The organism is Sphaerochaeta sp. (assembly GCF_050256055.1).
Lineage (GTDB): Bacteria > Spirochaetota > Spirochaetia > Sphaerochaetales > Sphaerochaetaceae > Sphaerochaeta.
Window position 1 is genome coordinate 2,803 of sequence record NZ_JBFWIJ010000038.1, and the last position, 21,786, is coordinate 24,588.

Below are 21,786 nucleotides of genomic sequence, written 5' to 3' on the forward strand. Positions count from 1 at the left end.
TCAGGCTCCTCAGCTTGTTTTTCCGGCAACATCTGTTGCAAGGCTTCCTGTTTTTGCAAAAGTTGTTCAGAAAGCAGGGCAAGGGAAGCGGTCAAGGCGGCGGCCTGGGAAGTCCGCTCTTCGGTATCCTGCACAAGACTTTCCTTCTGTTGCGTCAGTTGGGACAATTCGGAATGCAAAGCAGTGGCTTCTTGTTTGAGATGAGCGATGACCTGCTGCATTTCTTCCTGCTTGCGCTGCTGTAGCCTGATCTGCTCAACGGCTTGGGTATGCTTTTCGACCAGTATTTGAATTTCCTTGGCGTAGTCTTCCAGTGTCTGTTGCTGGGTATGCAGTCTATGCTTTTCGAGCTGCTGGGCTTGACGCATCCGGTCATCCAATTCCTGGATGAAGGCAGAAACCGTCTGTACCATGGTCTGGAACGCTTTATCCGTTCTGTTGAGAGTCTTCTCAAACAAGCTCTCCATCTTGGCATTACAGGACTCGTGATACGCGTGCATTGCTTCTGCAGATCTATTCTCTACAGATTCCTGAAGTTTTTCGAGTGCTTGCTTCTGCTCGGCGATTGAGGTTTCCAGCTCCACTTTCAGCGAGTCAAAGCTCTTTTTCTGTTCATTCACATCTTGGAAAGATTGCTCACGCAGATGCTCCAGAGCCCGTTGGCTGGAGGTGATGACCTGTTCGCTATCGTCGCCGAGTTGACGAATCTTGACAAGCTGGTTGGACAGGACCGCCAAGGAAGCAGCTTCATGGCTCTTCAATTGTTCGGCATGCGAAGCGACCCGAGCCTGGTTGGCCCGTTCCACCTCCTGCACTTCCTGCTCATATTCCTGCAGCTTGGCATAGGAACCATCAAGTAACTGTTTGACCCGCTGTTGTTGCTGGGCGATGGCATCACTGCTTTGCGCAACCATACCTTCCAATGCATGACCGAAATCCTTGATCCGCGCATCAAATCCATCGATGACCATTTGTACGGCTTCGATACGATGGACTTCCTCCTTCAACTGCTCGATGCGGGTCTCCACCTGGGCAGTGGAGGCGCCCAACTTGGTCAAGGAATCCCGATAGGCGGTGAGTACACCCTGCAATTTGGCCAGATCGTCACTACGCACCTCAAGATCAGTCAACTGTCCGTCGATACGAAGCAACATTTGGTTGGATGCTTCAATCTTATGGTTGATTCGCTCCTCAGCTTGCTGAACCGTATCTTTGAACTGAGAACGTGCGGACTCGACTTCCTTGGAGAACATGGACACCTTTTGCTTCATCAGATCCAGACGACGGTCTCGCTTATCCTCAACCCGCAAAAGATAGATGATGACCAGGGTGATCAAGAAAAGTATCACAGGAAGTAATAATTCAAGTCCCATCGCGCACCTCCATGGACTCAGAGTACCAGAGAAGCAAACTCCTTCCAAGAGCGGACAACCAAATCCGCATCAGGGTGAAGGGTTTTGGCTCGTCGTGTGATCAGACAAGCATACATGCCGGCCCGTTTCGCCCCTTGGCAATCCTTCTGGTAACTGTCACCCATAAACAAAACCTGATCAGGATCCACCGCCAAGCGGTCCAACAAATACGAGAAGGCCAGGGGACTCGGTTTGAGATACCCACTCTCCTCCGCACTATAGGCCTGGTCGACCAAATCCTCGATACCCAGGTTTTGCAGTTTCCCGGCCAATGGGAAATCACTGAACACCGCTATACGGATATTTTGTTGCTTCGCAGCAAGCAACGCCTCACGCAATCCGGGAAACGGTTGTATAGTACGAAACGACCGTTCCCAGGCATGATAGAACTGCCGGTCGATCTGCGCCCTGAGGCGGAGCAAGCGGCCGCTTTCCGCCGGTTGCCCAAGATGGGAAAGCACCAACCGGGCCTGCCGGTCCAGCAGGCCTTCGCGAGTATTCGGGATGGTGGGAACACGCTCTTGGTCACGACGGTATTGCGCCCGGGCCCAGTTGAACGCAAAGGCCAACCGAAGGGAAGGAAATGAGGAACGAAGCATCCTCGCATTAAGCATTCTTTTCGGGTACAACGTTCCATCAATATCGAGACAGAGGACAGAAATACCTTGTTCGGTTAAAAACCCCATCCTCAACCTCGCTTGTTCCCCATCTTCTCGCGGCTTTTGCGTATCTTCCCCACGGCAGCCTTGTTGCCCGGTTTGACGGCTTTCGGCTTGGCAAACGCCCTTCCCCCCGTATTGCGCTTCACTTCACGCTTGGCAGTGGTCACAACCGGAGCCTTCGGCCCACGTTCATGCAATGAAGGGTTGCGCCGACGTTCACGCAGGTCTATTTCGATCGGGATCAAGGTGAAACCGAGGTCACGACGAATACAATTCTTCAGATACTGGATATAGATTTGCGGGAATTCCTTGATCCGATTGACGAACATCAGGAATTTCACCGGATTGGCGCTGATTTGGGTCCCATAGTAGACCTTGAAGTGACCGGTGGTGCCACGAGGCGGCTGATAGGCCTCGCCCCAATCCTTGATCGCCTCATTGAGCCTGGCGGTATCGATTCGTTTGTTCAGCTGCCTCCAGACCGACCAGACGGTATCGAGCAGCTTTCCGATATCCTGCGCCTCGAGAGCACTGATCGCAGCAATAGGCGCAAAGGAAAGAATCGGAAACAAGAAACGGATCCTGTCCTTGATGGCCTCAAGCTCATTCCCTACGCCACTGAGCAGATCGATCTTATTGAGTACCAGGATGATACCCTTTCCCCTTCGGACGATCAGATTGGCGATTTTCTTGTCTTGGTCGGCAAGACCTTCGACACTGTCGATCATGAGCAGGACTACATCGGCTTCATCAATCGTCTTGATCGCCCGATTAACCGAATAATACTCCACATCCTCCTCGACCTTGCTCTTGCGTCGGATACCGGCGGTATCGAGGACGGTGAAATCACTGCCTTTGTAGGTAAATGAACCCATGACCACGTCGCGGGTGGTACCGGCGATCTCGCTGACAATGGAAACATCCCGGCCGACCAACAGGTTGGTCAAGGTGGATTTCCCGGTGTTCGGCTTGCCCATGATCGCCAGCTTGACTCGGTCCTCTTCCTCAGGTGCATCTTCCAAGCTTACCAAGTTGAGCATACCCAGGAGCATCTCTTCCAGTTCCTCGATCCCGAGACCATGTGCAGCGGAAACACCAAGAATCCGTTGATAGCCGTACTCATAGTATTCCCACAACAGGTCCTGCCGCTTCGGGTCGTCCAGCTTGTTGACGACCAAAACCACTTTGTCGGTGTAGGGGCGGAGGAATTCCAGAAGCTCATGGTCTTCCGCCGTTACTTCGGTGCAGTCCATCATGAAAATGATGGCATCACTGTTCCCAAGCAATCCAAGACTCTTCTCGGCAACCAGATCATCAAGGCCCTCACGTTCCAATTTCACCCCGCCGCTGTCAATGAGGGTCACCGGATGGTTGCCCAGCAGCCACCGTTCAGGAATAGGGTCCCGGGTAACTCCGGGAGTAGGGTCGGTAATGGCTCTCCGTTTCCCGATCAAGCGATTGAAAAGCGTAGATTTGCCCACATTGGGGCGTCCGATGATGGAAACGACAGGAATCTTCGCCTGCGCTTCAAATGATTCAGATGGTGGTGATATGATCGAATCGGTCATGCATCCACTCCCGTATATACGTAGTTATTGTAAGATAGGAATCCATACCCAATACGTGGTCGGCAAGTTGCTTCGCTTCCTCAAAGGAAACCGAACGAAGTATCTTGCGGACCTGCAACAAGCTTTGCGATCCCATGCTCAATTCATCCATCCCCAGCCCGGCCAACAGCACGGAACAGAGCGGATCGGAAGCCATTTCCCCACACAGGCTTACCGGTATGTTGTTCTGGTGGGCCATCTCGACGATCATCTTGATCGAACGAAGCACCCCGGGGTGAAATGGTTGGTACAAGTACGCTATCTTCTCATTGCCACGATCGACGGCGATCGTGTATTGGATCAAGTCATTGGTCCCGATTGAGAAGAAATCCACCTTCTTTGCCAGAATGTCTGCACACAAGGCTGCAGACGGTACCTCGATCATCGTTCCCACCTTCACATTCGGATCAAAAGGAATATGTTCGGTACGGCACTCTTCCTTGACATGTTCAAGCAGATGCAACACCGCATTCAATTCCTCGACCCCGCTGATCATCGGGAACATGATCTGAAGTTTTCCATACACACTGGCGCGGAGCAACGCCCGAAGTTGTATAGTAAATATATCTTTGCGCGAGAGACAGAACCGTACGGCACGCCAACCGAGGATCGGGTTCTTCTCATCGATCCCCAGACCGCTGACCACCTTATCACCACCGATATCGATGGTCCTGATGGTAACCGGATTGGGGGCCATCGACTCCACCACCTGCTTGTAGACCTCGAACTGCCGTTGCTCGGAGGGATGCTCCAAGGATTCCATGAACAGGAATTCCGAACGGAACAATCCGATGCCGCAGGCTCCGAGGGCTTTGATGCCATCGACTTCGCTGGATGTCTGGATATTAGCCTTCAGCTGTACCGGATGTCCATCGGTGGTGACAGACGGCAGATCGGCCATCTGATGCAACTCGACTTCATATTGCTGCCATAGCTCAAACCGCTCGTCCAGCATCTGGGAAACCATGAGATCGGGTCGTACAAACACCTCTCCATAGGTTCCATCCACGATGACCTCATCCCCATCCTTGACGGTCTTCGATGCTCCTCCGGTTGCAAGGACTGTGGGAATATTGAAGGCACGTACCAGAATGGCGACATGGCTTGCCCTGCCTCCCCCATCCAGGCTGATGCCAAGAACATGGGTCTTATCCATGGCGAACAGTTCGGATGGCATCAGAACATCGGCGACCAGGATGACGTCCTCATCAAGGTTTTCCATCCTGTGGGAGCCTTTGCCTTTGATCGCATCAATCAAATACAAGGAGACATCACGAAAATCGACAGCCCGCTCACGAAGCAATGCATCCTCGGTCTTCTCCAGAAGCGCCACCATATCGGTGGTGACCGAATCGACAGCCCATTGGGCACATACCAGATTGGTGGATATGTAAGCTTCGATCTGCTGGATATACTCCGGATCCTGAAGCATCATAAGATGGGTCTCCAGAATTTCCTTGGATTCCTTGGTGATATCACGCACGTTGTGTTCCTCCAACGTACGCTTGGCCGTAGATAATGCAGTTCTGAATTTTTCCAGCTCACCTGCAATGCCGTCAGCCAGGATGTGCTGCTTTTCAGCAACCATTGAGGCTTGGTGATGCACCAACGCCTTCCCTTTTGCCAACCCTTCGGAGGCCGCGATCCCCTTGAATATCCTCATATGTAATGTACTATACGGACTTTATCCGCTCATGTAAAGCTGGAAACCCAGAGCCTCTTTTGCTAGAATGCAGGCGATGGACACAAACAGACCCGAATCCAAAACAAGCGCGAAGAGACCATTGTTGATGGTCCTCATTTGGGTGCTCTTCACTCTGACAATCGTCGCTTTTGGATATCCACGGGTCAAGCAGGCGGTCGTCGAAAGCGGGGTGCTTTCCTTGCTCGACCAGGCAACCGAGGCGAAGCAGTACACCAATGTCCGCAGCGTACGGGTTGCCTTTGCTTCCTTCGATGGTTCCTATCCTTTGTCCACCGTCAGCCAACCCCGTTTAGGGGGAAACGTGTATCATGACACCTTTGAGGCATTATTGGGAGGGCCTACCCAAGAGGCTCTGAAACAAGGTCAGATGAGCTTCATTGCCCCCGGAACGAAACTCAGGGGCCTTACGTTGTCCAACAAAATCCTATTCGTTGATGTGAGCAAGGAATATCTCCAATCGCCCGACATGCAGAAAGCCTATGCCCAGATGAAACAGACTTCGCTTGGGTTTTCCAACGTCAAGGATCTTGTGGTTCTGGTGGAAGGCCGGATGATTCGCTGAGCAGCTGCATAGCCTGTTGCTGTACTTCCGCTTTGGGAAACCCTTGGGCTGAAGTCAGCAGAGCAAGAAATTCAACATTCCCCTTATGACCGGTGATCGGACTCTTGGCCAACGCCTGGATACCCACCCCGTCCTCTGACAGGAGATCGACGACCCTTCCCATCACATCGACCAGCAGGCGATGATCTCCCACCACTCCATTGAAGTTGCTCAGGCCCTTGGGAACCTCGAACTGCGGCTTGATCAAGGAAACCAGCCAGCTGTCATTACAGAGCTTCAGGATATGAGCGGCCGCTCCTGCAATCGAACGAAACGAAAGATCACAAACCGCCGCCTGGCAGGGAGGATCCAACGCTTCCAAGGTCATGATGTTCTGTTTCTCGTGGACGATGACCCTCTCATCGGTACGCAGCCGCCAATCCAATTGATTGTACCCGACATCGACACTATGGACGAGACGGGCTCCCTTCTTGAGCAGGCAGTCGGTGAAGCCTCCGGTGGAGGACCCGGCATCGAGCATGACCATACCGGTGACGTCCAATCCGAACGCATTGAGTGCATGCTCCAACTTGTATCCCCCACGGGATACATAGGTATCGAAGGTGAAGGAAAATGCAGCATCGGAGAACACCGGTTGACGGGGATCGGCAACCAACACTCCATCGACCAGTACATTGCGGCAAACGATAAAGGCGGTGAGTTGATCCTTGGTATATTCGTCGAACTGCCGGGACAGAGCCTGCAGCAGGGCAACTCTGTGTCGTTTCATCAGATTGCGTACAACCGGGAGAACCGCTCGATCGAACGGGCATGACCGCTTGCGGTATCGATGGTGACACACACCCCCTGAATCAGGGGAGGAGTATCGGCGATTTCGCTGCGAAGCGGCATCTGCGTCAATTGTCTTGCAATGGAAATGGAAGGTTCACTGCCGATGACGCTCTCTGAAGGCCCGCACAGCCCCAAATCGGTAATATACGCAGTTCCTTGGGGAAGCAATTTCTCATCGGAGGTCTGTACATGGGTATGCGTTCCCACCACGGCAGACACCTTGCCATCCAAGTAGAAGGCAAGAGCTTCCTTCTCCTCCGGGTTTTCCGCATGAAAATCGACCAAGATGAGGGATGTCTGCTTGCCTAGTCGCTGTACCTGCTCCATTCCCACCCGGAACGGGCAATCGATACTCGGCATCGACTGTCGACCCTGGAGATTGAGCACCGCCACCTTGTGGTTCTTGACATCCACCACGACCGATCCATGTCCCGGTGCCTGGGGAGGATAATTTGCAGGACGCAATAACCGTTTCTCACTATCGAGCAACGGTCGCAGATCATCCTGCTGCCAGATATGATTCCCGCTGGTGATCACGCTGACACCAAGGGAAAAGAACTGTTCCATCAGAGATGCGGAAAGGCCGAAGCCATTGGCGGCATTCTCGCCGTTGACTACGACCATATCAGCATGATAGTCCTTGATCAGGGTATGCAACCCAAGAAAGAGAGCCCTGCTTCCGGGTTGTCCGCAGACATCCCCAAGCAGCAGGACTACCAGTGTTTTTGCATCAGCCACCAACAACCTACCTAGCGTATTCAACGACCCGCATCTCTCGGATGATGGTCACCTTGATCCGGCCTGGGTATCTCAGTTCAGCTTCGATGCGGCTGGCGATGCCCTTGGCGATCTCCTTGGCCCCATCATCGGTTACCTGATCGTTGTTCACGAGAATTCTCAGCTCACGCCCTGCCTGGATGGCATATGCCTTGTCCACGCCGGTGAAGCTTTCAGCAATCTGTTCCAGCGACTCGAGACGTTTGATGTAATTGTCCAGCGTCTCACGCCGTGCACCAGGACGTGCAGCACTGATGGCATCGGCAATCTGTACGATAACCGCTTCCAACGTCTGTGGCTCGGTGTCATTGTGGTGGGCCAGGATGGCATTGACCACCCGAGGATCCTCACCAAGGCGCTTGGCCATATCCGCCCCGAGCTCTGCATGGTTCGCATCACTCTCCGTCTCGATGCCCTTGCCGATATCGTGCAGTAGGCCGGCCCGGACGGCAAGCTCACTGTTTGCACCGATTTCACTGGCGATCATCCCGGACAGGATGGCGACTTCCTTGGAGTGGTTCAACACGTTCTGTCCATAACTGGTACGGAAATGCAACCTGCCCAAAGCACGGATGGTCTCCGGACCGACATTGTGGATGCCGAGATCGAAGATCACCTTTTCCCCTTCATCAGCAATGATGCGACCGATTTCCTTGGTCACCTTGTTGACCACTTCCTCAATCCGTGCCGGGTGGATACGCCCATCCTGGACCAAGCGCTCCAAAGCCACGCGTGCGATTTCCTTGCGCACCGGATCGAAACAGGAAATGACTACAGCCTCCGGAGTGTCATCAATGATGACATCCACCCCGGTCAAGGTCTCCAAGGTACGGATGTTCCGCCCCTCACGACCTATGATCCTGCCCTTCATTTCATCACTGGGCAGACTCACCGAACTGACCGTCACGTCACTGACGACTTCCGTGGCAAGCCTCTGGATCGAGGTCACAACTACTTCACGAGCCTTTTTGTCAGCGGAGAGCTGTGCTTCCTGCTCAATCTTGTTGATCATGAGCTGAGCGTCTCTCCTCGCATCGTTGTACATCGTCTCCATGATGATGGACTTCGCCTCATCAGCGGACAACCCTGCGATGCGTTCAAGTTCAGTAATCAAGCTGCCTTCTTTCTCGGCAACCTCTTGTTCTTTTCGGGTAAGACCTGCTTCCCGTTCTCCCAATTGCTTTTTGATAGCATCCAATTCAGCCTGCTTGTGTTCGAGATTCTCTTCCTTCTGCAGGAGTCTCCTCTCTGACCGTTGCAGTTCAATCCGTCTTTCCCTAGCCTCTCGTTCCTGCTGTTGTTGTTCTTTCAACAACTGATCCCGAGTCTCAAGCAAGAGCTCCTTGCTCTTTGCTTCCGCTTCCTTTATCGCTTCCTCGTTCAATCTGATTGATTTTTGTTCAATCGAGGTAAGCTTAAATTTCGCATACAGCCAACGGCTCAACCAACCTAAGATGATACCAATAAGACAACTAAGGAGGATGATAAGTATATTGTTCATATACTACCCCCTATTGTAATGGTACAATGATACGTACGCTTGTCACAATTGTCAAGGCTTCATAGTGCAACAATATATACCATAAGTACAGACAGCTATTCAATTTGCTAAAAAGATGCAAACTGATGCAAGCAAATAAAAAACCGCTGTCATCACAACAGCGGCTTCGCCCGATAGGGCTTTTTGATTGGTGAAGAGGATAAGAAGAGGCTTATTTTTCCTCTTTTTCACTCTTCTCAGGCTTTGCGGCTTTCTTTTCAGCCTTCTTCTCAGCCTTCTTCTCGGGCTTTGCGGTCTTCTCAACCAGCTCGAGGATTACCATCTCGGCTGCATCACCGAGGCGGTTGCCGGTCTTCAGGATGCGGGTGTAGCCGCCCTTCCGCTCGACAAACAAGGGAGCGATCTCTGTAAACAGCTTTGCAGCAACAGCTTCATCGGTGATATCCTTTGCAATCTGACGGCGGTTTGCAACACTGTCGATCTTTGCACGGGTAATCATCTTCTCTGCCATTCTGCGAACTTCCAGAGCCTTTGCCTTGGTGGTCTCGATCCGTTCATATCTGAACAGGGAGGTCACCATGTTGCGCTTGAGGGCCTTGCGGTGGGCAGAGTTCCTGCTAAGCGCATTGAATCCAATCCTATGCTTCATTCTCTTCTTCCTTGTTCCCAGGTACTTTGATTGCAGTCTTCAGAACACTGTAGTCGGTCATCCCAAGGCTGAGATTCCACTCCTTCAGTTTTTCCTTGATCTCTTGGAGGCTCTTCTTTCCAAAGTTCCTCGTCTTTGCAATCTCTTCCTCTGTCTTCTTGGTGAGATCGCCGATCGTACGGATGTTCGCGTTCTTCAGGCAGTTACTGGAGCGGACAGTCAGCTCGAGCTCCTCCACCGAAGTATTGAGAATCTTGCGGACCCTCTCTTCCTCTTCATCCACCTCATCATTGTTGCTGATCAACGTCTCATCGAAGTTGATGAAGATCTGGAAGTATTCCTTCGCAATCTTCGCAGCTTCAGCGAGTGCATTCTGAGGAGCTATCGTACCATCGGTGTAGATTTCCAGTGTAAGCTTGTCATAGTCACTGCGATAGCCGACACGGGTTGGTTCGATCGAATACTTGACGCGGGTAACCGGTGAGAAATTGGCGTCGATGGGAATAGTCCCGATCTCCTCCACATACTTCTCGTTGATTTCAGACGGGACATAGCCCCTACCAAGGTCAATCTGGACTTCCATCTCGATGTTGGCATCATCCATCATCGTGAAAATTACCAAATCCTTGTTGGTGATCTCAACCTGGTCACGCTCGAAGTTCGCGCCGGACACAACACCGGGCCCCTTGCATTCGATGAGGAGGTTGGTCCCCTCCGAATCCTCGGGCATTCTGATCTGTAGTTTCTTCAAGGCGGCGATGATGTCCGCGATATCCTCGCGCACACCGGGAAGCTGCTCATATTCGCTGCTGATCAGATGGGGGACACCATCCTCATTGAAGCTGGTGAACTTAACGGCAGTGACGGCATACCCCTGGATCGAAGAGAGAAGCACCCTCCGGAGCGTGTTTCCGATTGTGGTCCCAAAACCTCTCTCAAACGGATAGGCTATGAATTTACCATAATTCGGCTCAACTGCGCTGTGTTCGAAGGTAATCCCCTTGGGCTTCTTGAAGCCCTTCAGAAGGTTTTTGCGTGCCATGGTTACTCCTTATCTGGAATACAACTCGACTACCAGCTGCTCGTTAATCTTCTCGAGCTCGGTGACTTCACTTCTCCTCGGAACGGCAACAAAGGTACCCTTCATCGCATCCACGTCCAGGCTCAGCCACTGGCAGACACCGGACTTGGTGTATTCCTTGAGGTTTTCTTTGATCATAATCATCTTCTGTCCGCTGGGACCCACGCTGACGACATCACCGGGGCGGAGGCGGTAGGAAGGAATGGAAACACGCTTGCCGTTTACGAAAATGTGGCCATGGTTGACCATCTGGGCTGCCTGATTACGACTGGAAGCAAAATGGAGGCGGAACACCACGTTGTCCAATCTCTGCTCAAGGAGCATGATCAGGTTTTCACCGGTCTTTCCGGGAATTCTTGCTGCTTCATCGAAGGTAAGCTTGAACTGCTTCTCGAGCATGCAATAGGTTCTCTTCAGCTTCTGTTTCTCACGCAGCTGCAAACCATAGTCGGTCGGTTTCTTGGCACGAGCGCGGGGGTCCTTGCCAGGAAGGCCGGTGCTCTTGCTGTCATTCATCGGGCACTTGCCACTGTGGCATCTATCACCCTTGAGGAACAACTTGGTCCTCTCGGCTCTGCAGTATCTGCATTTAGGTCCAGTATATCTTGCCATGTATCTGCTCTCTCCTCATCAGACTCTTCTACTCTTGCGAGGTCTGCATCCATTGTGCGGGATGGGGGTGACGTCACGGATGGAGCGGACCTTCAGCCCAAGCACACCCAACGTTCTGATGGCACTTTCGCGGCCAACTCCGGGTCCCTTCACAAATACGTTAACTTCCTGCAGTCCGCTATCCATAGCAGCCTTGGCAGCCTTTTCGGCAGTGGTCTGTGCTGCATAGGGAGTGGACTTCTTGGCACCACGGAACCCAAGTCCGCCGGCGCTTGCCCACGATACCGCATTCCCATTGAGGTCGGTTACGGTAACAATGGTATTGTTGAAGGTAGCCTGAATATAGACATTGCCTTCATATACCGTCTTCTTGACTTTACGTTTTGCTGTAGCCATATGGTACCTGCTCCTTATTTCTTCTTAGCCGCAACGGTCTTCTTCTTACCCTTGCGAGTACGGGCATTGGTTTTGGTCCGCTGTCCGCGTACGGGAAGACCCTTACGATGACGAAGGCCGCGGTAGCAACCGATGTCCATAAGGCGCTTGATATTCAGAGCGACCTCTGTTCTCAGACGTCCCTCTACTTTGTACTCTTCCTCGATGACCTTTCGCAATACTGCAAGATCATCGCTGGATAGAGTATTGATATTGGTATCGGGATTGATTTTCGTTTTTTCACAAATTTCAACCGCCGAGTACCTACCGATCCCGTAGATATAGGTCAAGGCGATTTTCACTGCCTTGTTCGGCAAATCTACACCTGCAATTCTCGCCATTCATGGCCTCCTGAATTTCTCTTATAGAGTGGAAGGCTTGCGCCGAACCCTGTTTATCTCTGTCTCTGCTTGTGCTTGGGATTGTCGCAAATAATACGAACCACCCCATTCCGTCTGACTACTTTGCACTTGTCACAAATCGGTTTGACACTTGCTCTTACTTTCATGTTCCAGCTCCTAGCCTAAATGTGTTTTGACTTCTTGCTACCCACACTGAACCCATCGTAGTGGTGCATTTTCATGACACCCTCAATCTGGCGCATGGTATCCAAGTCAACGCCGACAAGAATCAGCAATGACGTTCCACCAAAAAGCATGGCCACCGTCGAGGGGAAGTTAAAGAACTTCTGTACCAGCGTGGGAATCAAGGCAATGAAAGCCAAGAAAATGGAACCGGGAAGAATGATACGGTTGAGTACCCTGGTCAGATACTCTTCCAGTTTCTCGGACCGTACTCCGGGCACCGAGCCACCATTCTCGCGGATCTGCTTGGCCATCTCCACCGGGTTCATGGACACCTGCGTATAGAAGAAAGCAAACGCTATGATCAACAGGGCGTAGATAATCATATAGGGGACACCCTGCGGATGCAACCAGTTGGCGAAAGCGGCAAGCCACTTCACCTCAGGACCCAAGGTAGCAGCGATCTGCAACGGGAAGGAGAGCAATGCACTCCCGAAGATTACCGGAATAACACCGGAGGGGTTGACCTTAATAGGAATGTAGGTGCTCTGGGCGCCATACATCTTGCGGCCTACCACTCGCTTGGCATAGTTCACGGGGACCTTTCGGACGCCCTGCTCTTCGTAGACGACGAGAGCGACAACCACCAAGAACATCACAAAGACCACCAAAACCACGATCGGATTCAGCACACCCGCGGAGATATTGCTGAACAGGACCGAGACGGCTCTCGGGAATCTTGCGACGATACCGGCGAAGATCAGCAAGCTGATACCGTTTCCGATACCCCACTGGGTGATCTTGTTACCGATCCAAAGCAACAGCATCGATCCGGTCGTTACGGTGAGCATTGCTACCAACGTGAACGGAACGATACCGATTGTCATCACGCCGGGAATGGAATTGGCGTAGATGGTAATTACATACGACTGAATCAGACAAACAACAATTGTTCCATACCTAGTGTACGCCTGAATCTTTTTATGGCCTGAGGGATCCTGAGCCAATTTCTTCAATGAAGGCACAACCAGCATCAACAACTGCAGAATAATCTGCATGCTGATGTAGGGCATGACGCCCAACATAAAGAGTGAGAAGTTGGAAAAAGCTCCACCAGAAAAGAAGTCCAAGTACTCGGTAAGTCCGACACTGGAACTATTACTCTGAGAGAGGAAATACAGTTTCAGAACTTCCGGATCAATCCCAGGAATAGGAATCACAGCCCCGATCCTGCTGACGATCAGCAGGCCCAGGGTAATGAGTATCTTCTTCCGAAGATCCTTAATTCTATACATCTCAACTAAGGAGTTTGCCATAAAGCCCTTCTTTGTTATCTGATTTCGCCACCCGCAGCTTTAATCTTCTCGATTGCGCTTGCGGAAACCTTCAGTCCGTCAATGACTACCTTCTTGGTGAGCTCTCCATTGCACAGGATTTTTGCCTGTACATTGTAGCCCTTCACCAACCCAGCGTCCTTAAGGGCGTCGAGGGTAACTACATCTCCATCTTCGAAGTTGGCGGAAATCACATCGAGGGACACGACTGCATACTCCTGAGTGAATACACTGTTCGAGAAACCCCTGCGAGCGACACGGCGGTACAGAGGCATCTGACCACCCTCAAAACCAAGACGGACACCACCACCGGAGCGGGAATTCTGTCCGTCGTGACCCCTGCCGCAGGTGCGGCCCTTCGAGGAAGCACCACGACCTACGATCGTTTTTTTGGTATTGGCACCTTTCGGTGCGTGAATCTGTCCCATCTTACATCTCCTCGACTTTCACAAGGTGAGCTACCACGCGCACCATCCCAAGGGTTGCGGGAGTGGCGTCGTGTACAACCGAGCTGGAAATCTTGCCAAGACCAAGAGCCTTCACCGTCCTGCGCTGAACAGGCATGGTATTGGCAAGGCCTTTGATCAAGGTTACCTTAATCTTCTTCGCGTCAGCCATCATCTTACCCCCACATCTCACTCAGGGACTTGCCCCGATTCTTCGCAACAGCCTTTGCATCAAAGAGGTGCTCCAGAGCATCGAATGCGGCTTTCACCGTATTGATGGAATTCTTGGAACCCAGGCTCTTGCTCAGGATGTCGTTGATACCGCAAGCGTCACAGATGGCACGGACTGCACCACCGGCAATGACTCCGGTACCAGGTACTGCGGGCCTCAGCAGAACACTTGCGCTCTTGTAGTTGCCCAGGATCTCATGAGGAATAGTCGATTTCTTCACGGGAACCACAATCATATTTGCCTTTGCACGATCGACGGCCTTGCGAATGGCCTCGGTTACATCATTGGCTTTGCCAAATCCATATCCGACCTTGCCATTCTGGTCACCAACGACCACCAAAGCGGAGAAGGAGAACCTTCTACCACCCTTGACAACCTTGGCAACGCGGTTGAGCTTGATCAGCTTTTCCACATACCCGTCGTTCTTGTCTCTATCTCTTTCTCTCGATCTATCCACAGTTTCCCCCTAGAACTTGACGCCGGCTTTGCGTGCGCCGTCTGCGATGCTCTTGACAATTCCGTGGAACAGGTACCCGTTGCGGTCAAACACACAGGTATCGATGTTCTTCTCAAGCATTCTCTTGCCGACGGTTTCCCCAAGCTTTGCAGCATCAGAGACCGTGTTCTTCAAGCCCTTCAACTCGGTCTCCATGGTGCTGGCCGACACAAGCGTGCTACCAGCCACATCATCAATGACCTGAACATACATATGGGAGTTACTGCGGAAGACACTCATCCTCGGCTTGCTGGCAGTACCCGAAATACTCTTGCGGATATGATACTTGCGCCGGGCAAGCTTTCTTTGCTTATCGATTACTCTATTCATCTTTCTTCACCTACCCGTTATTTCTTAGCCGAAGCAGTCTTACCAGCCTTGCGCCGGATGACTTCGTTCTCATAGCGGATACCCTTGCCCTTATACGGCTCAGGACCACGCAGCGAACGAATATCAGCACATGCCTGGCCGACCTTCTGCTTGTCGATACCGCTGATCACCACCTTGTTCGGGTTCTCTACGGTAGCAGTGATTCCTTGGGGAAGAATAACTTCAATCGGCTCGGAATAGCCAAGGTTCAGGGTCAACAAGTTCCCCTTCTGCTCAGCACGGTATCCGACGCCGTTGATCAGCAAAGTCCGGGAATACCCCTTGGAAACGCCGATGACCATATTGTTGATCAACTGGCGGTACAGGCCTTGGAAGCTGTTGCTTTCCTTGGACCCGTCCTTGGGTTCAACCTTCACTTCGGTCTTCTCAATGGCAATAACCACTTCCGGGCGGGTCTGGCAGTTGAGCTTTCCCTTCGGACCTTCAACATTGATGACACCATCACTGATGGCAATCTTGACCCCTTGAGGTATTGTGATTGGCAATTTTCCAATTCTGGACATTCTATACCACCTTACCAAATAGAGCAGATCAGTTCGCCACCGACCTTGTTCTCAGTAGCCTTCTTCCCGGTAATGATACCAGTAGAAGTGGAGACTACAACGACACCATGTCCGTTGTACACACGGGGCATATCCCGGTAGCCGGTATAAATCCGACGACCCGGAGTTGAAATGCGTTCAATCCCGTGCAATACAGGACTCTGCTTCTCATCATACTTCAAGAAAACGCGGATATAGGAAATTCCATCCTTGGTCACTTTCTTGAAATTCTTGATATATCCCTCATTCTTGAGAATCTTCACAATCTGAAGCTTCATCTTGGAAGTGGAAATATCGACCTTTTCATGCTTAGCCAAACTAGCATTTCTGACTTTGGTCAGCATATCAGCAACTGGATCACTTACAGCCATTTTTCTCTCCTACCAACTGGATTTGGTAACACCAGGAATCTGGCCTTCACTTGCCAATTTGCGGAAGCAGATCCTGCACATATCGAACTGGCGCATATAGCCACGGGGTCTGCCACAAATTCTGCAGCGATTGACGTGTCTGGTACTGAACTTGGGTTCCCTCTGGGCCTTAACAATCATTGATTTCTTTGCCATATGTCTCCACCCTTATTTACTGAAGGGCATGCCAAGCTTGTTCAGCAGGGCAAAGCCTTCTTCATCGGTCTTAGCGGTCGTAACAATGGCGATATTGAAGCCGCTGACACGCTCGATCTTGTCAAAGTCGATTTCCGGGAAAATAATCTGCTCGGTGATGCCAAGCGAATAGTTTCCGTGGCCGTCGAAGGCATTGGGCTTTACACCCTTGAAGTCCTTGACGCGGGGAAGAGCGATGCTGATCAATCTCTCCAGGAAGAACCACATGTTGTCACCGCGGAGGGTAACCATGGCACCAATCTCCTGGCCCTCGCGGACCTTGAAGTTGGCGATGGACTTTCTGGCCTTGGTCTTCAGGACATGCTGGCCGGTAATCTGCTCGAGTTCCTTGACGGCGGCATCGAGCAGCTTCTTATTGGTGATGGCTTCGCCGACACCAACGCTGACAACAACTTTTTCGACGGCAGGGATCTGCATTTTCGAGGAGTAGCCAAGTTCCTTGAACAGAGCGGGAGCTACAGTTTCGAGGTATTTTGTTTTGAGGTTTGGTACAAACTTTTCCATTAGATTACTTCCCCGGTTTTCTTGGCATAGCGGACTTTCTTTCCGCTTTCATCAAACTTGTACCCGATCCTGGTAGGCTCACCCTTTGTGGTGACATACGCAACGTTGGAAACGTGGATCGGAGCCTCGATTTCCATGATGCCGCCCTTATCCTGCGGATTCTTCTTTTTCATGGTCTTCTTGACCATGTTGGCACCCTGGACGACGACCCTTTCATTCTCACGGTCTACCTTTACGATCTTGCCGGTCTTACCTTTGTCCTTGCCTGCAATGATCATTACGGTGTCGTTCTTCTTAAGCTTCATGTGCACACACTCCTACAACACTTCCGGCGCGAGAGAAACGATCTTCATGAACTTGTCACGCAGCTCTCTTGCTACGGGCCCGAAGATGCGCTTGCCGCGCGGGTTATTGTTGGCATCGATGATAACACAAGCGTTGTCATCGAACCTGATATAGGTACCGTCAGGTCTGCGGTATTCCTTCTTCGTACGAACAATAACCGCCTTCATGACGTCACCTTTCTTGATGGCGCCGTGGGGCAGTGCGTTCTTGACAGCAACAACGATGATATCACCAACACCGGCTACATACCGGTGACTGCCGCCAAGCACTTTGATGCACTGCACCTGCTTGGCGCCACTGTTGTCCGCTACGTTCAAATAGGTCTGCATCTGTACCATATCGTCTCTCTCCTATTACCGAGCGCGCTCGACGATCTGCACGAGACGCCAGCACTTATCCTTACTGATGTGGCGGCATTCAACGACACGCACGGTGTCCCCGATATTGGCCTCGTTCCGTTCATCATGTGCCTTCACCTTCTTGGTGGTGGTCACATACTTCTTATACAGGGGATGCAGTCTTCTGGAGGAGATGGCCACGACAATAGTCTTGTCCATCTTGTCACTGACCACCTGGCCGGTAAAACTCTTCTTGTTAACTTCCATCTGAATCGCTCTCCCTTACTTTGCCGCCTGGCGGATGCCGAGCTCATATTCGCGAATGCGGGTATTCACACGAGCGATGTTCCTCCTGACGGTACGAACAGCAAGCGGATTCTCCACATGCCCGAGCACTCTTCCCATGCGAAGGTCGAAATACTCTTTGTGGAGCTCTTCCTTCTTGGCCATCAGCTCGTCAAGGGTCAAATCTTTATATGAATTCTTCATAATCTCACTCCACTTCCCTTCTGGCGACAAACTTTGTCTTGATCGGAAGCTTGGACGCTGCAAGCGTCAATGCCTCACGAGCCAGCTCTTCGGTAACACCACCCATCTCGAACATAACCGCACCGGTCTTTACAACAGCCACCCATCCTTCGGGGGAACCCTTACCGTTACCTTGTCTGGTTTCGGCAGGTTTCTTGGTATAGGGCATGTCGGGGAAAATCCTGATCCATACCTTACCGCCACGTTTGATGTGACGGGTCATTGCGATACGGGCGGCCTCAATCTGGCGGTTGGTGATCCACCGGGGCTCCAGAGCAAGCAAAGCGAACTCACCGAAAGCAATCGTATTTCCGCGGTGGGCAACGCCATCTCTGGTACCACGCTGCTTCTTTCTGTATTTAATTCTCTTTGGACTAAGCATGGTCTACTAACTCCTTGCCTCAACGCCTTCGCTCTTGCTGGGCTTTCGTACCAACCCGCCGGCGTCGTCTTTGACTGCACGATCGTAGATCTCACCATTGAACACCCATACCTTGACGCCAATGACACCGAAGGTGGTATTTGCCGTGGTGAACCCGTAGTCGATGTCGCTTCTGAGCGTATGGAGGGGAACTCTTCCTTCCTTCATCCATTCAGAGCGGGCGATCTCTGCACCACCGATACGACCGGAAAGCCGAATCTTCACTCCCTGGGCACCATTCTGGATTGCCTTGGAAACAGCGGTCTTCATTGCTCTGCGGAAAGAACCGCGGGCAACCAGCTGCTTGGCAACGTTCATGGCGATCAGCTGGGCGTCAACCTCAGGCTTCTTGATCTCCTTGATCTTGATCTGCACCTTCTTGTTGGAAAGCTTCTGCAGACGTGCACCGAGCTTCTCAACATTCGCACCCTTGCTACCGATGATGATACCGGGGCGGCTGGTGGTGATCACAATCGTGATGCGCTGAGGCTTGCGGATGATTTCCACATCCGAGATCTCAGCACCCTGGACTTCCGGGCATTCAACCAAAGCCTTTCTCAGCTTCAAGTCTTCATGCAGCGTGTCCGCATACTCCCTGGGGTCCACATACCACTTGGACTTCCAGGTCTTGTTGACTCCAAGACGGAGTCCAATAGGATTAACTTTCTGGCCCATTTACTTCCTCACGCTTGCTTTTTCGTCAACGACGACGGTAATGTGTGACATCCTCTTAAGCAGAATATCCCGTCTTCCATGGGATCTCGGCCAGACTCTCTTGAGCCTCGGACCCTCGTTAACCTGCAACTCCTTGACCACAAGGCTCTCTTCGTCGAGTTTCTTGTTCTGATCAAGCGCATTTGCACAAGCGGATTGCAATACCTTCAAAATCAGGTAGGAACCTTTCTGGGGCATAGCCTCGAGAATTGCAACTGCTTCCGCATACGACTTATTCCGAACAAGATTGGCGACGGGGCGAACCTTGGAAGGGGATACCATCAGATACTTGGCAGTCGCTGAATAACCTTTCTTTTCTTCCATGTTAGTACCCATATCGCTTAACCAACCTTCTTGTCGGAAGCATGACCGCGGAAGATTCTGGTGGGGGCAAACTCACCGAGCTTGTGTCCAACCAGATTTTCCGTCACATACACTGGAATCCAAGTCTTTCCGTTGTACACGGAAATTGTGAATCCAACCATTTCAGGGATGATCGTAGAACAGCGGGAATAAGTCTTGATCATCTGCTTCTGATTCGTCTTAAGAGACTCCTGAATCCTCTTATACAATTTCTTTTCAATAAAAGGACCTTTTTTGATTGATCTAGCCACTTTCTACTCCTACTTCCGCTTCTTAACGATGAATGCGCCGGAAGGCTTCTTCTTGGAACGGGTCTTTCCACCCTTGGTCGGCTTACCCCATGGGGTAACAGGGTTGCGGCCTGCTGCAGTCTTCCCTTCACCACCACCATGCGGGTGATCAATCGGGTTCATCGCAACACCGCGAACCTTCGGCCTTTTTCCAAGGTGACGGCTTGCACCGGCCTTTCCGAGGCTGACGTTCATATGATCTTCATTGCCAAGCTGCCCGAGGGTAGCGTAGCATTCGCCAAACACCATGCGCATCTCGCCGGAAGGGAGGCGGAGGGTAACGTAGTCACCTTCTTTTGCCACAACGGTTGCACCCAAACCTGCGGAACGGACAAGCTGTCCGCCACGGCCGAGGGTAAGCTCGACGTTGTGCACCATAAGCCCGAGAGGAATGTTCTTCAACGGAAGGGCATTGCCGCTCTGAATCGGTGCATCGGGTCCGCTGATTACGCTGGTCCCGACCGTCAGCCCCTTGGGGGCGATCATGTAGCGCTTTTCACCATCGACATAGAAAATCAATGCGATGTTTGCACTGCGGTTCGGATCGTATTCGATGGTCTTGACGACACCGGGAATCCCGTACTTGTCGCGCTTGAAATCGATGGTACGATATGCTCGTTTGTGGCCGCCGCCTCTACGACGAACGCTGATGCGCCCAAAGGTATCTCGACCGGCCTTTTTGGAAAGACCTTTGGTCAAAGACTTCTCAGGCTTGCTGGCAGTCAGCTCGCTGAAGACCAACGTGGTCTTCTGGCGAAGGCCGGGAGTATTGGGCTTGTAAGATTTAAGAGCCATGTTCCAACTTCTCCTTATACGCCTTCGATGGCCTGAATGGTTGCACCATTGGCCAAGGTTACGACAGCCTTCTTCCAGTCACCGGTGTTACCAAGGATGCTGCCACCCTTGCCGCGGGAATACTTCGGCTTGCCCTTTACAATCATCACATTGCAAGCTGCAACCTCAACTCCAAACAGCTCCTTCACTGCAGCCTTGATCTGGAATTTGTTGCTGTCCATATGGACCCTGAATGTGTATCTCTTCGTTTCGCCCTCACGAGCAAGGTTTGTCTTCTCACTCAGTACGGGTTCAATAATAATTTGGTCTGCTCTCATTTCCGGTCCCCTTATTTGTCGCCGTAGAAATCGTTCAGATTCTTAGCGGCACTTTCCAGAACCAAGACCTTTCTTCCATACAGCAGCTCCTTGGCGGAGAGCCTGTTGTAGGAAAGGACACGCAGGTACGGAATGTTCTTCGCAGCACGGCGCATCATGACATCGTCATCCTTGAGGATCAGAATGGTTCTGGACTCATCCTTGACGAAGTTCTTGATGATCTGGTTCAGTTCCTTGGTCTTGCCATTCTCAGGAGAGAAATCCTCGACGACTACGAGGCGCTCCTCCTGGACACCCAGGGAAAGCAGACTCTTCATAGCAAGCCGCTTCATCTTCTTGGGAAGCGTATAGCTGTAGTCGCGCGGCTTGGGCCCGAAGATCGTACCACCGCCGACCCAGACAGGAGACTTCTTGTCACCGGCACGTGCATTACCGGTTCCCTTCTGCTTGTACGGTTTGGTGTTGCTATAATGGACCTCTGCGCGGGTCTTCGTGCATGCAGTACCGACGCGGCGGTTTGCAAGCTCGTTGTTTACGGCATAGTAAATAGATCCGTCACTCACCTCTCGGTTGAAGACTTCGTCGTTCAACACAATGGTTCTGACTTCACTGCCGTCAATAGAAAAGACTTTCGTTTCCATATATCTCGCCCCTACTTCTTGATCGCTTTCTTGACGATGACGACACTCTGGGCGGGGCCAGGGATAGCACCCTTAACCATAAGGACCTGCATCTCTTCATCGACAC

34 protein-coding genes are annotated in these 21,786 nt (G+C 51.8%); 1 reads left to right on the top strand and 33 read right to left on the bottom strand.

The annotated features are described in order from the left end of the window. The 4 genes from AB7C91_RS12555 to ptsP all read right to left on the bottom strand — a co-directional run. Positions 1-1,373: SpiroCoCo family coiled-coil protein (locus AB7C91_RS12555; protein ID WP_428591965.1), on the bottom strand; the 1,373-nt coding region annotated here is incomplete at its 3' end. A gap of 17 nt (positions 1,374-1,390) precedes the next feature. After that, on the bottom strand, positions 1,391-2,098 hold the full coding sequence (locus AB7C91_RS12560; protein ID WP_332447827.1) for an HAD family hydrolase: 708 nt from the start codon (positions 2,096-2,098) through the stop codon (positions 1,391-1,393). Positions 2,099-2,100: 2 nt separating this feature from the next. Continuing rightward, positions 2,101-3,642: a ribosome biogenesis GTPase Der gene (gene der, locus AB7C91_RS12565; RefSeq protein ID WP_332447828.1), complete on the bottom strand. Its 1,542-nt coding sequence runs from the start codon at positions 3,640-3,642 to the stop codon at positions 2,101-2,103. After that, entirely contained in the window at positions 3,611-5,344 is a 1,734-nt protein-coding gene (gene ptsP, locus AB7C91_RS12570) for a phosphoenolpyruvate--protein phosphotransferase (protein WP_428591970.1), read from the bottom strand. The genes der and ptsP overlap by 32 nt, the downstream gene beginning before the upstream one ends. 127 nt (positions 5,345-5,471) lie before the next feature. Here ptsP and AB7C91_RS12575 point away from each other — a divergent pair, with 127 nt between their 5' ends. Beyond that, positions 5,472-5,948: a GerMN domain-containing protein gene (locus AB7C91_RS12575; RefSeq protein ID WP_428591973.1), complete on the top strand. Its 477-nt coding sequence runs from the start codon at positions 5,472-5,474 to the stop codon at positions 5,946-5,948. On the opposite strand, the gene AB7C91_RS12580 is transcribed toward AB7C91_RS12575, so the two are convergent. From AB7C91_RS12580 to rplD, 29 genes are all read right to left on the bottom strand, one after another. Then, entirely contained in the window at positions 5,905-6,717 is an 813-nt protein-coding gene (locus tag AB7C91_RS12580; RefSeq protein WP_332447831.1) for a TlyA family RNA methyltransferase, read from the bottom strand. The two genes, AB7C91_RS12575 and AB7C91_RS12580, sit on opposite strands and share 44 nt — an antisense overlap. Further along, positions 6,717-7,517, bottom strand: a complete 801-nt coding sequence (locus AB7C91_RS12585) for a TIGR00282 family metallophosphoesterase (protein ID WP_428591977.1) — start codon at positions 7,515-7,517, stop codon at positions 6,717-6,719. Before AB7C91_RS12585 ends, AB7C91_RS12580 begins: the two co-directional genes overlap by 1 nt. 7 nt (positions 7,518-7,524) lie before the next feature. Then, on the bottom strand, positions 7,525-9,057 hold the full coding sequence (gene rny / locus AB7C91_RS12590) for a ribonuclease Y (RefSeq protein WP_428591980.1): 1,533 nt from the start codon (positions 9,055-9,057) through the stop codon (positions 7,525-7,527). 211 nt (positions 9,058-9,268) lie between these two features. After that, the gene (gene rplQ / locus AB7C91_RS12595; RefSeq protein ID WP_332447833.1) at positions 9,269-9,706 is read right to left on the bottom strand and encodes a 50S ribosomal protein L17; all 438 of its coding nucleotides are present in this window, start codon (positions 9,704-9,706) and stop codon (positions 9,269-9,271) included. Next, complete coding sequence (locus AB7C91_RS12600) at positions 9,696-10,748, bottom strand: DNA-directed RNA polymerase subunit alpha (RefSeq protein ID WP_332447834.1); 1,053 nt, start codon at positions 10,746-10,748, stop codon at positions 9,696-9,698. The genes rplQ and AB7C91_RS12600 overlap by 11 nt, the downstream gene beginning before the upstream one ends. 9 nt (positions 10,749-10,757) lie before the next feature. Beyond that, positions 10,758-11,399, bottom strand: coding sequence for a 30S ribosomal protein S4 (rpsD, locus tag AB7C91_RS12605; protein WP_332447835.1), 642 nt, complete (start codon positions 11,397-11,399; stop codon positions 10,758-10,760). Between the two features lie 18 nt (positions 11,400-11,417). Then, the gene (rpsK, locus tag AB7C91_RS12610; protein WP_013608479.1) at positions 11,418-11,795 is read right to left on the bottom strand and encodes a 30S ribosomal protein S11; all 378 of its coding nucleotides are present in this window, start codon (positions 11,793-11,795) and stop codon (positions 11,418-11,420) included. Between the two features lie 14 nt (positions 11,796-11,809). Further along, on the bottom strand, positions 11,810-12,175 hold the full coding sequence (gene rpsM / locus AB7C91_RS12615; RefSeq protein WP_332447836.1) for a 30S ribosomal protein S13: 366 nt from the start codon (positions 12,173-12,175) through the stop codon (positions 11,810-11,812). A gap of 53 nt (positions 12,176-12,228) precedes the next feature. Then, entirely contained in the window at positions 12,229-12,342 is a 114-nt protein-coding gene (gene rpmJ / locus AB7C91_RS12620; RefSeq protein ID WP_013608481.1) for a 50S ribosomal protein L36, read from the bottom strand. Between the two features lie 15 nt (positions 12,343-12,357). After that, a complete protein-coding gene (gene secY, locus AB7C91_RS12625; RefSeq protein WP_332447837.1) occupies positions 12,358-13,674 on the bottom strand; it encodes a preprotein translocase subunit SecY in 1,317 nt (438 codons plus the stop codon). 14 nt (positions 13,675-13,688) lie between these two features. Continuing rightward, the gene (rplO, locus tag AB7C91_RS12630) at positions 13,689-14,120 is read right to left on the bottom strand and encodes a 50S ribosomal protein L15 (protein WP_332447838.1); all 432 of its coding nucleotides are present in this window, start codon (positions 14,118-14,120) and stop codon (positions 13,689-13,691) included. A gap of 1 nt (position 14,121) precedes the next feature. Next, positions 14,122-14,310, bottom strand: coding sequence for a 50S ribosomal protein L30 (gene rpmD / locus AB7C91_RS12635; protein ID WP_332447839.1), 189 nt, complete (start codon positions 14,308-14,310; stop codon positions 14,122-14,124). A gap of 4 nt (positions 14,311-14,314) precedes the next feature. Next, the gene (gene rpsE / locus AB7C91_RS12640; protein WP_332447840.1) at positions 14,315-14,827 is read right to left on the bottom strand and encodes a 30S ribosomal protein S5; all 513 of its coding nucleotides are present in this window, start codon (positions 14,825-14,827) and stop codon (positions 14,315-14,317) included. Between the two features lie 9 nt (positions 14,828-14,836). Further along, positions 14,837-15,196 carry a 50S ribosomal protein L18 gene (rplR, locus tag AB7C91_RS12645; RefSeq protein ID WP_332447841.1) on the bottom strand — a complete coding sequence of 120 codons (360 nt, stop codon included), beginning with the start codon at positions 15,194-15,196 and terminating at the stop codon, positions 14,837-14,839. A 17-nt stretch (positions 15,197-15,213) separates the two neighbouring features. Beyond that, positions 15,214-15,759, bottom strand: coding sequence for a 50S ribosomal protein L6 (rplF, locus tag AB7C91_RS12650; protein WP_332447842.1), 546 nt, complete (start codon positions 15,757-15,759; stop codon positions 15,214-15,216). 11 nt (positions 15,760-15,770) lie between these two features. After that, on the bottom strand, positions 15,771-16,169 hold the full coding sequence (gene rpsH / locus AB7C91_RS12655; protein WP_332447843.1) for a 30S ribosomal protein S8: 399 nt from the start codon (positions 16,167-16,169) through the stop codon (positions 15,771-15,773). A 9-nt stretch (positions 16,170-16,178) separates the two neighbouring features. Beyond that, a complete protein-coding gene (locus AB7C91_RS12660) occupies positions 16,179-16,364 on the bottom strand; it encodes a type Z 30S ribosomal protein S14 (RefSeq protein WP_428591989.1) in 186 nt (61 codons plus the stop codon). A 12-nt stretch (positions 16,365-16,376) separates the two neighbouring features. Continuing rightward, on the bottom strand, positions 16,377-16,928 hold the full coding sequence (gene rplE, locus AB7C91_RS12665) for a 50S ribosomal protein L5 (RefSeq protein WP_428591992.1): 552 nt from the start codon (positions 16,926-16,928) through the stop codon (positions 16,377-16,379). Then, a complete protein-coding gene (rplX, locus tag AB7C91_RS12670) occupies positions 16,928-17,233 on the bottom strand; it encodes a 50S ribosomal protein L24 (protein ID WP_428591995.1) in 306 nt (101 codons plus the stop codon). The genes rplE and rplX overlap by 1 nt, the downstream gene beginning before the upstream one ends. Before the next feature lie 12 nt (positions 17,234-17,245). Next, a complete protein-coding gene (gene rplN / locus AB7C91_RS12675) occupies positions 17,246-17,611 on the bottom strand; it encodes a 50S ribosomal protein L14 (RefSeq protein ID WP_428591998.1) in 366 nt (121 codons plus the stop codon). A gap of 15 nt (positions 17,612-17,626) precedes the next feature. After that, positions 17,627-17,878: a 30S ribosomal protein S17 gene (rpsQ, locus tag AB7C91_RS12680; protein WP_428592001.1), complete on the bottom strand. Its 252-nt coding sequence runs from the start codon at positions 17,876-17,878 to the stop codon at positions 17,627-17,629. Positions 17,879-17,893: 15 nt separating this feature from the next. After that, positions 17,894-18,100, bottom strand: a complete 207-nt coding sequence (gene rpmC, locus AB7C91_RS12685; protein WP_428592004.1) for a 50S ribosomal protein L29 — start codon at positions 18,098-18,100, stop codon at positions 17,894-17,896. A gap of 4 nt (positions 18,101-18,104) precedes the next feature. Then, positions 18,105-18,521, bottom strand: coding sequence for a 50S ribosomal protein L16 (gene rplP / locus AB7C91_RS12690; RefSeq protein WP_428592007.1), 417 nt, complete (start codon positions 18,519-18,521; stop codon positions 18,105-18,107). 6 nt (positions 18,522-18,527) lie between these two features. Next, positions 18,528-19,235, bottom strand: a complete 708-nt coding sequence (rpsC, locus tag AB7C91_RS12695) for a 30S ribosomal protein S3 (RefSeq protein ID WP_428592010.1) — start codon at positions 19,233-19,235, stop codon at positions 18,528-18,530. Continuing rightward, a complete protein-coding gene (gene rplV / locus AB7C91_RS12700; RefSeq protein WP_428592013.1) occupies positions 19,236-19,598 on the bottom strand; it encodes a 50S ribosomal protein L22 in 363 nt (120 codons plus the stop codon). A 17-nt stretch (positions 19,599-19,615) separates the two neighbouring features. Next, on the bottom strand, positions 19,616-19,888 hold the full coding sequence (gene rpsS, locus AB7C91_RS12705) for a 30S ribosomal protein S19 (protein ID WP_321296735.1): 273 nt from the start codon (positions 19,886-19,888) through the stop codon (positions 19,616-19,618). Between the two features lie 9 nt (positions 19,889-19,897). After that, positions 19,898-20,722 carry a 50S ribosomal protein L2 gene (gene rplB, locus AB7C91_RS12710; protein WP_332447228.1) on the bottom strand — a complete coding sequence of 275 codons (825 nt, stop codon included), beginning with the start codon at positions 20,720-20,722 and terminating at the stop codon, positions 19,898-19,900. Between the two features lie 14 nt (positions 20,723-20,736). Beyond that, complete coding sequence (gene rplW / locus AB7C91_RS12715) at positions 20,737-21,039, bottom strand: 50S ribosomal protein L23 (protein WP_332447229.1); 303 nt, start codon at positions 21,037-21,039, stop codon at positions 20,737-20,739. Positions 21,040-21,050: 11 nt separating this feature from the next. Next, entirely contained in the window at positions 21,051-21,680 is a 630-nt protein-coding gene (gene rplD, locus AB7C91_RS12720) for a 50S ribosomal protein L4 (RefSeq protein ID WP_332447230.1), read from the bottom strand. Positions 21,681-21,786: the final 106 nt, after the last annotated feature.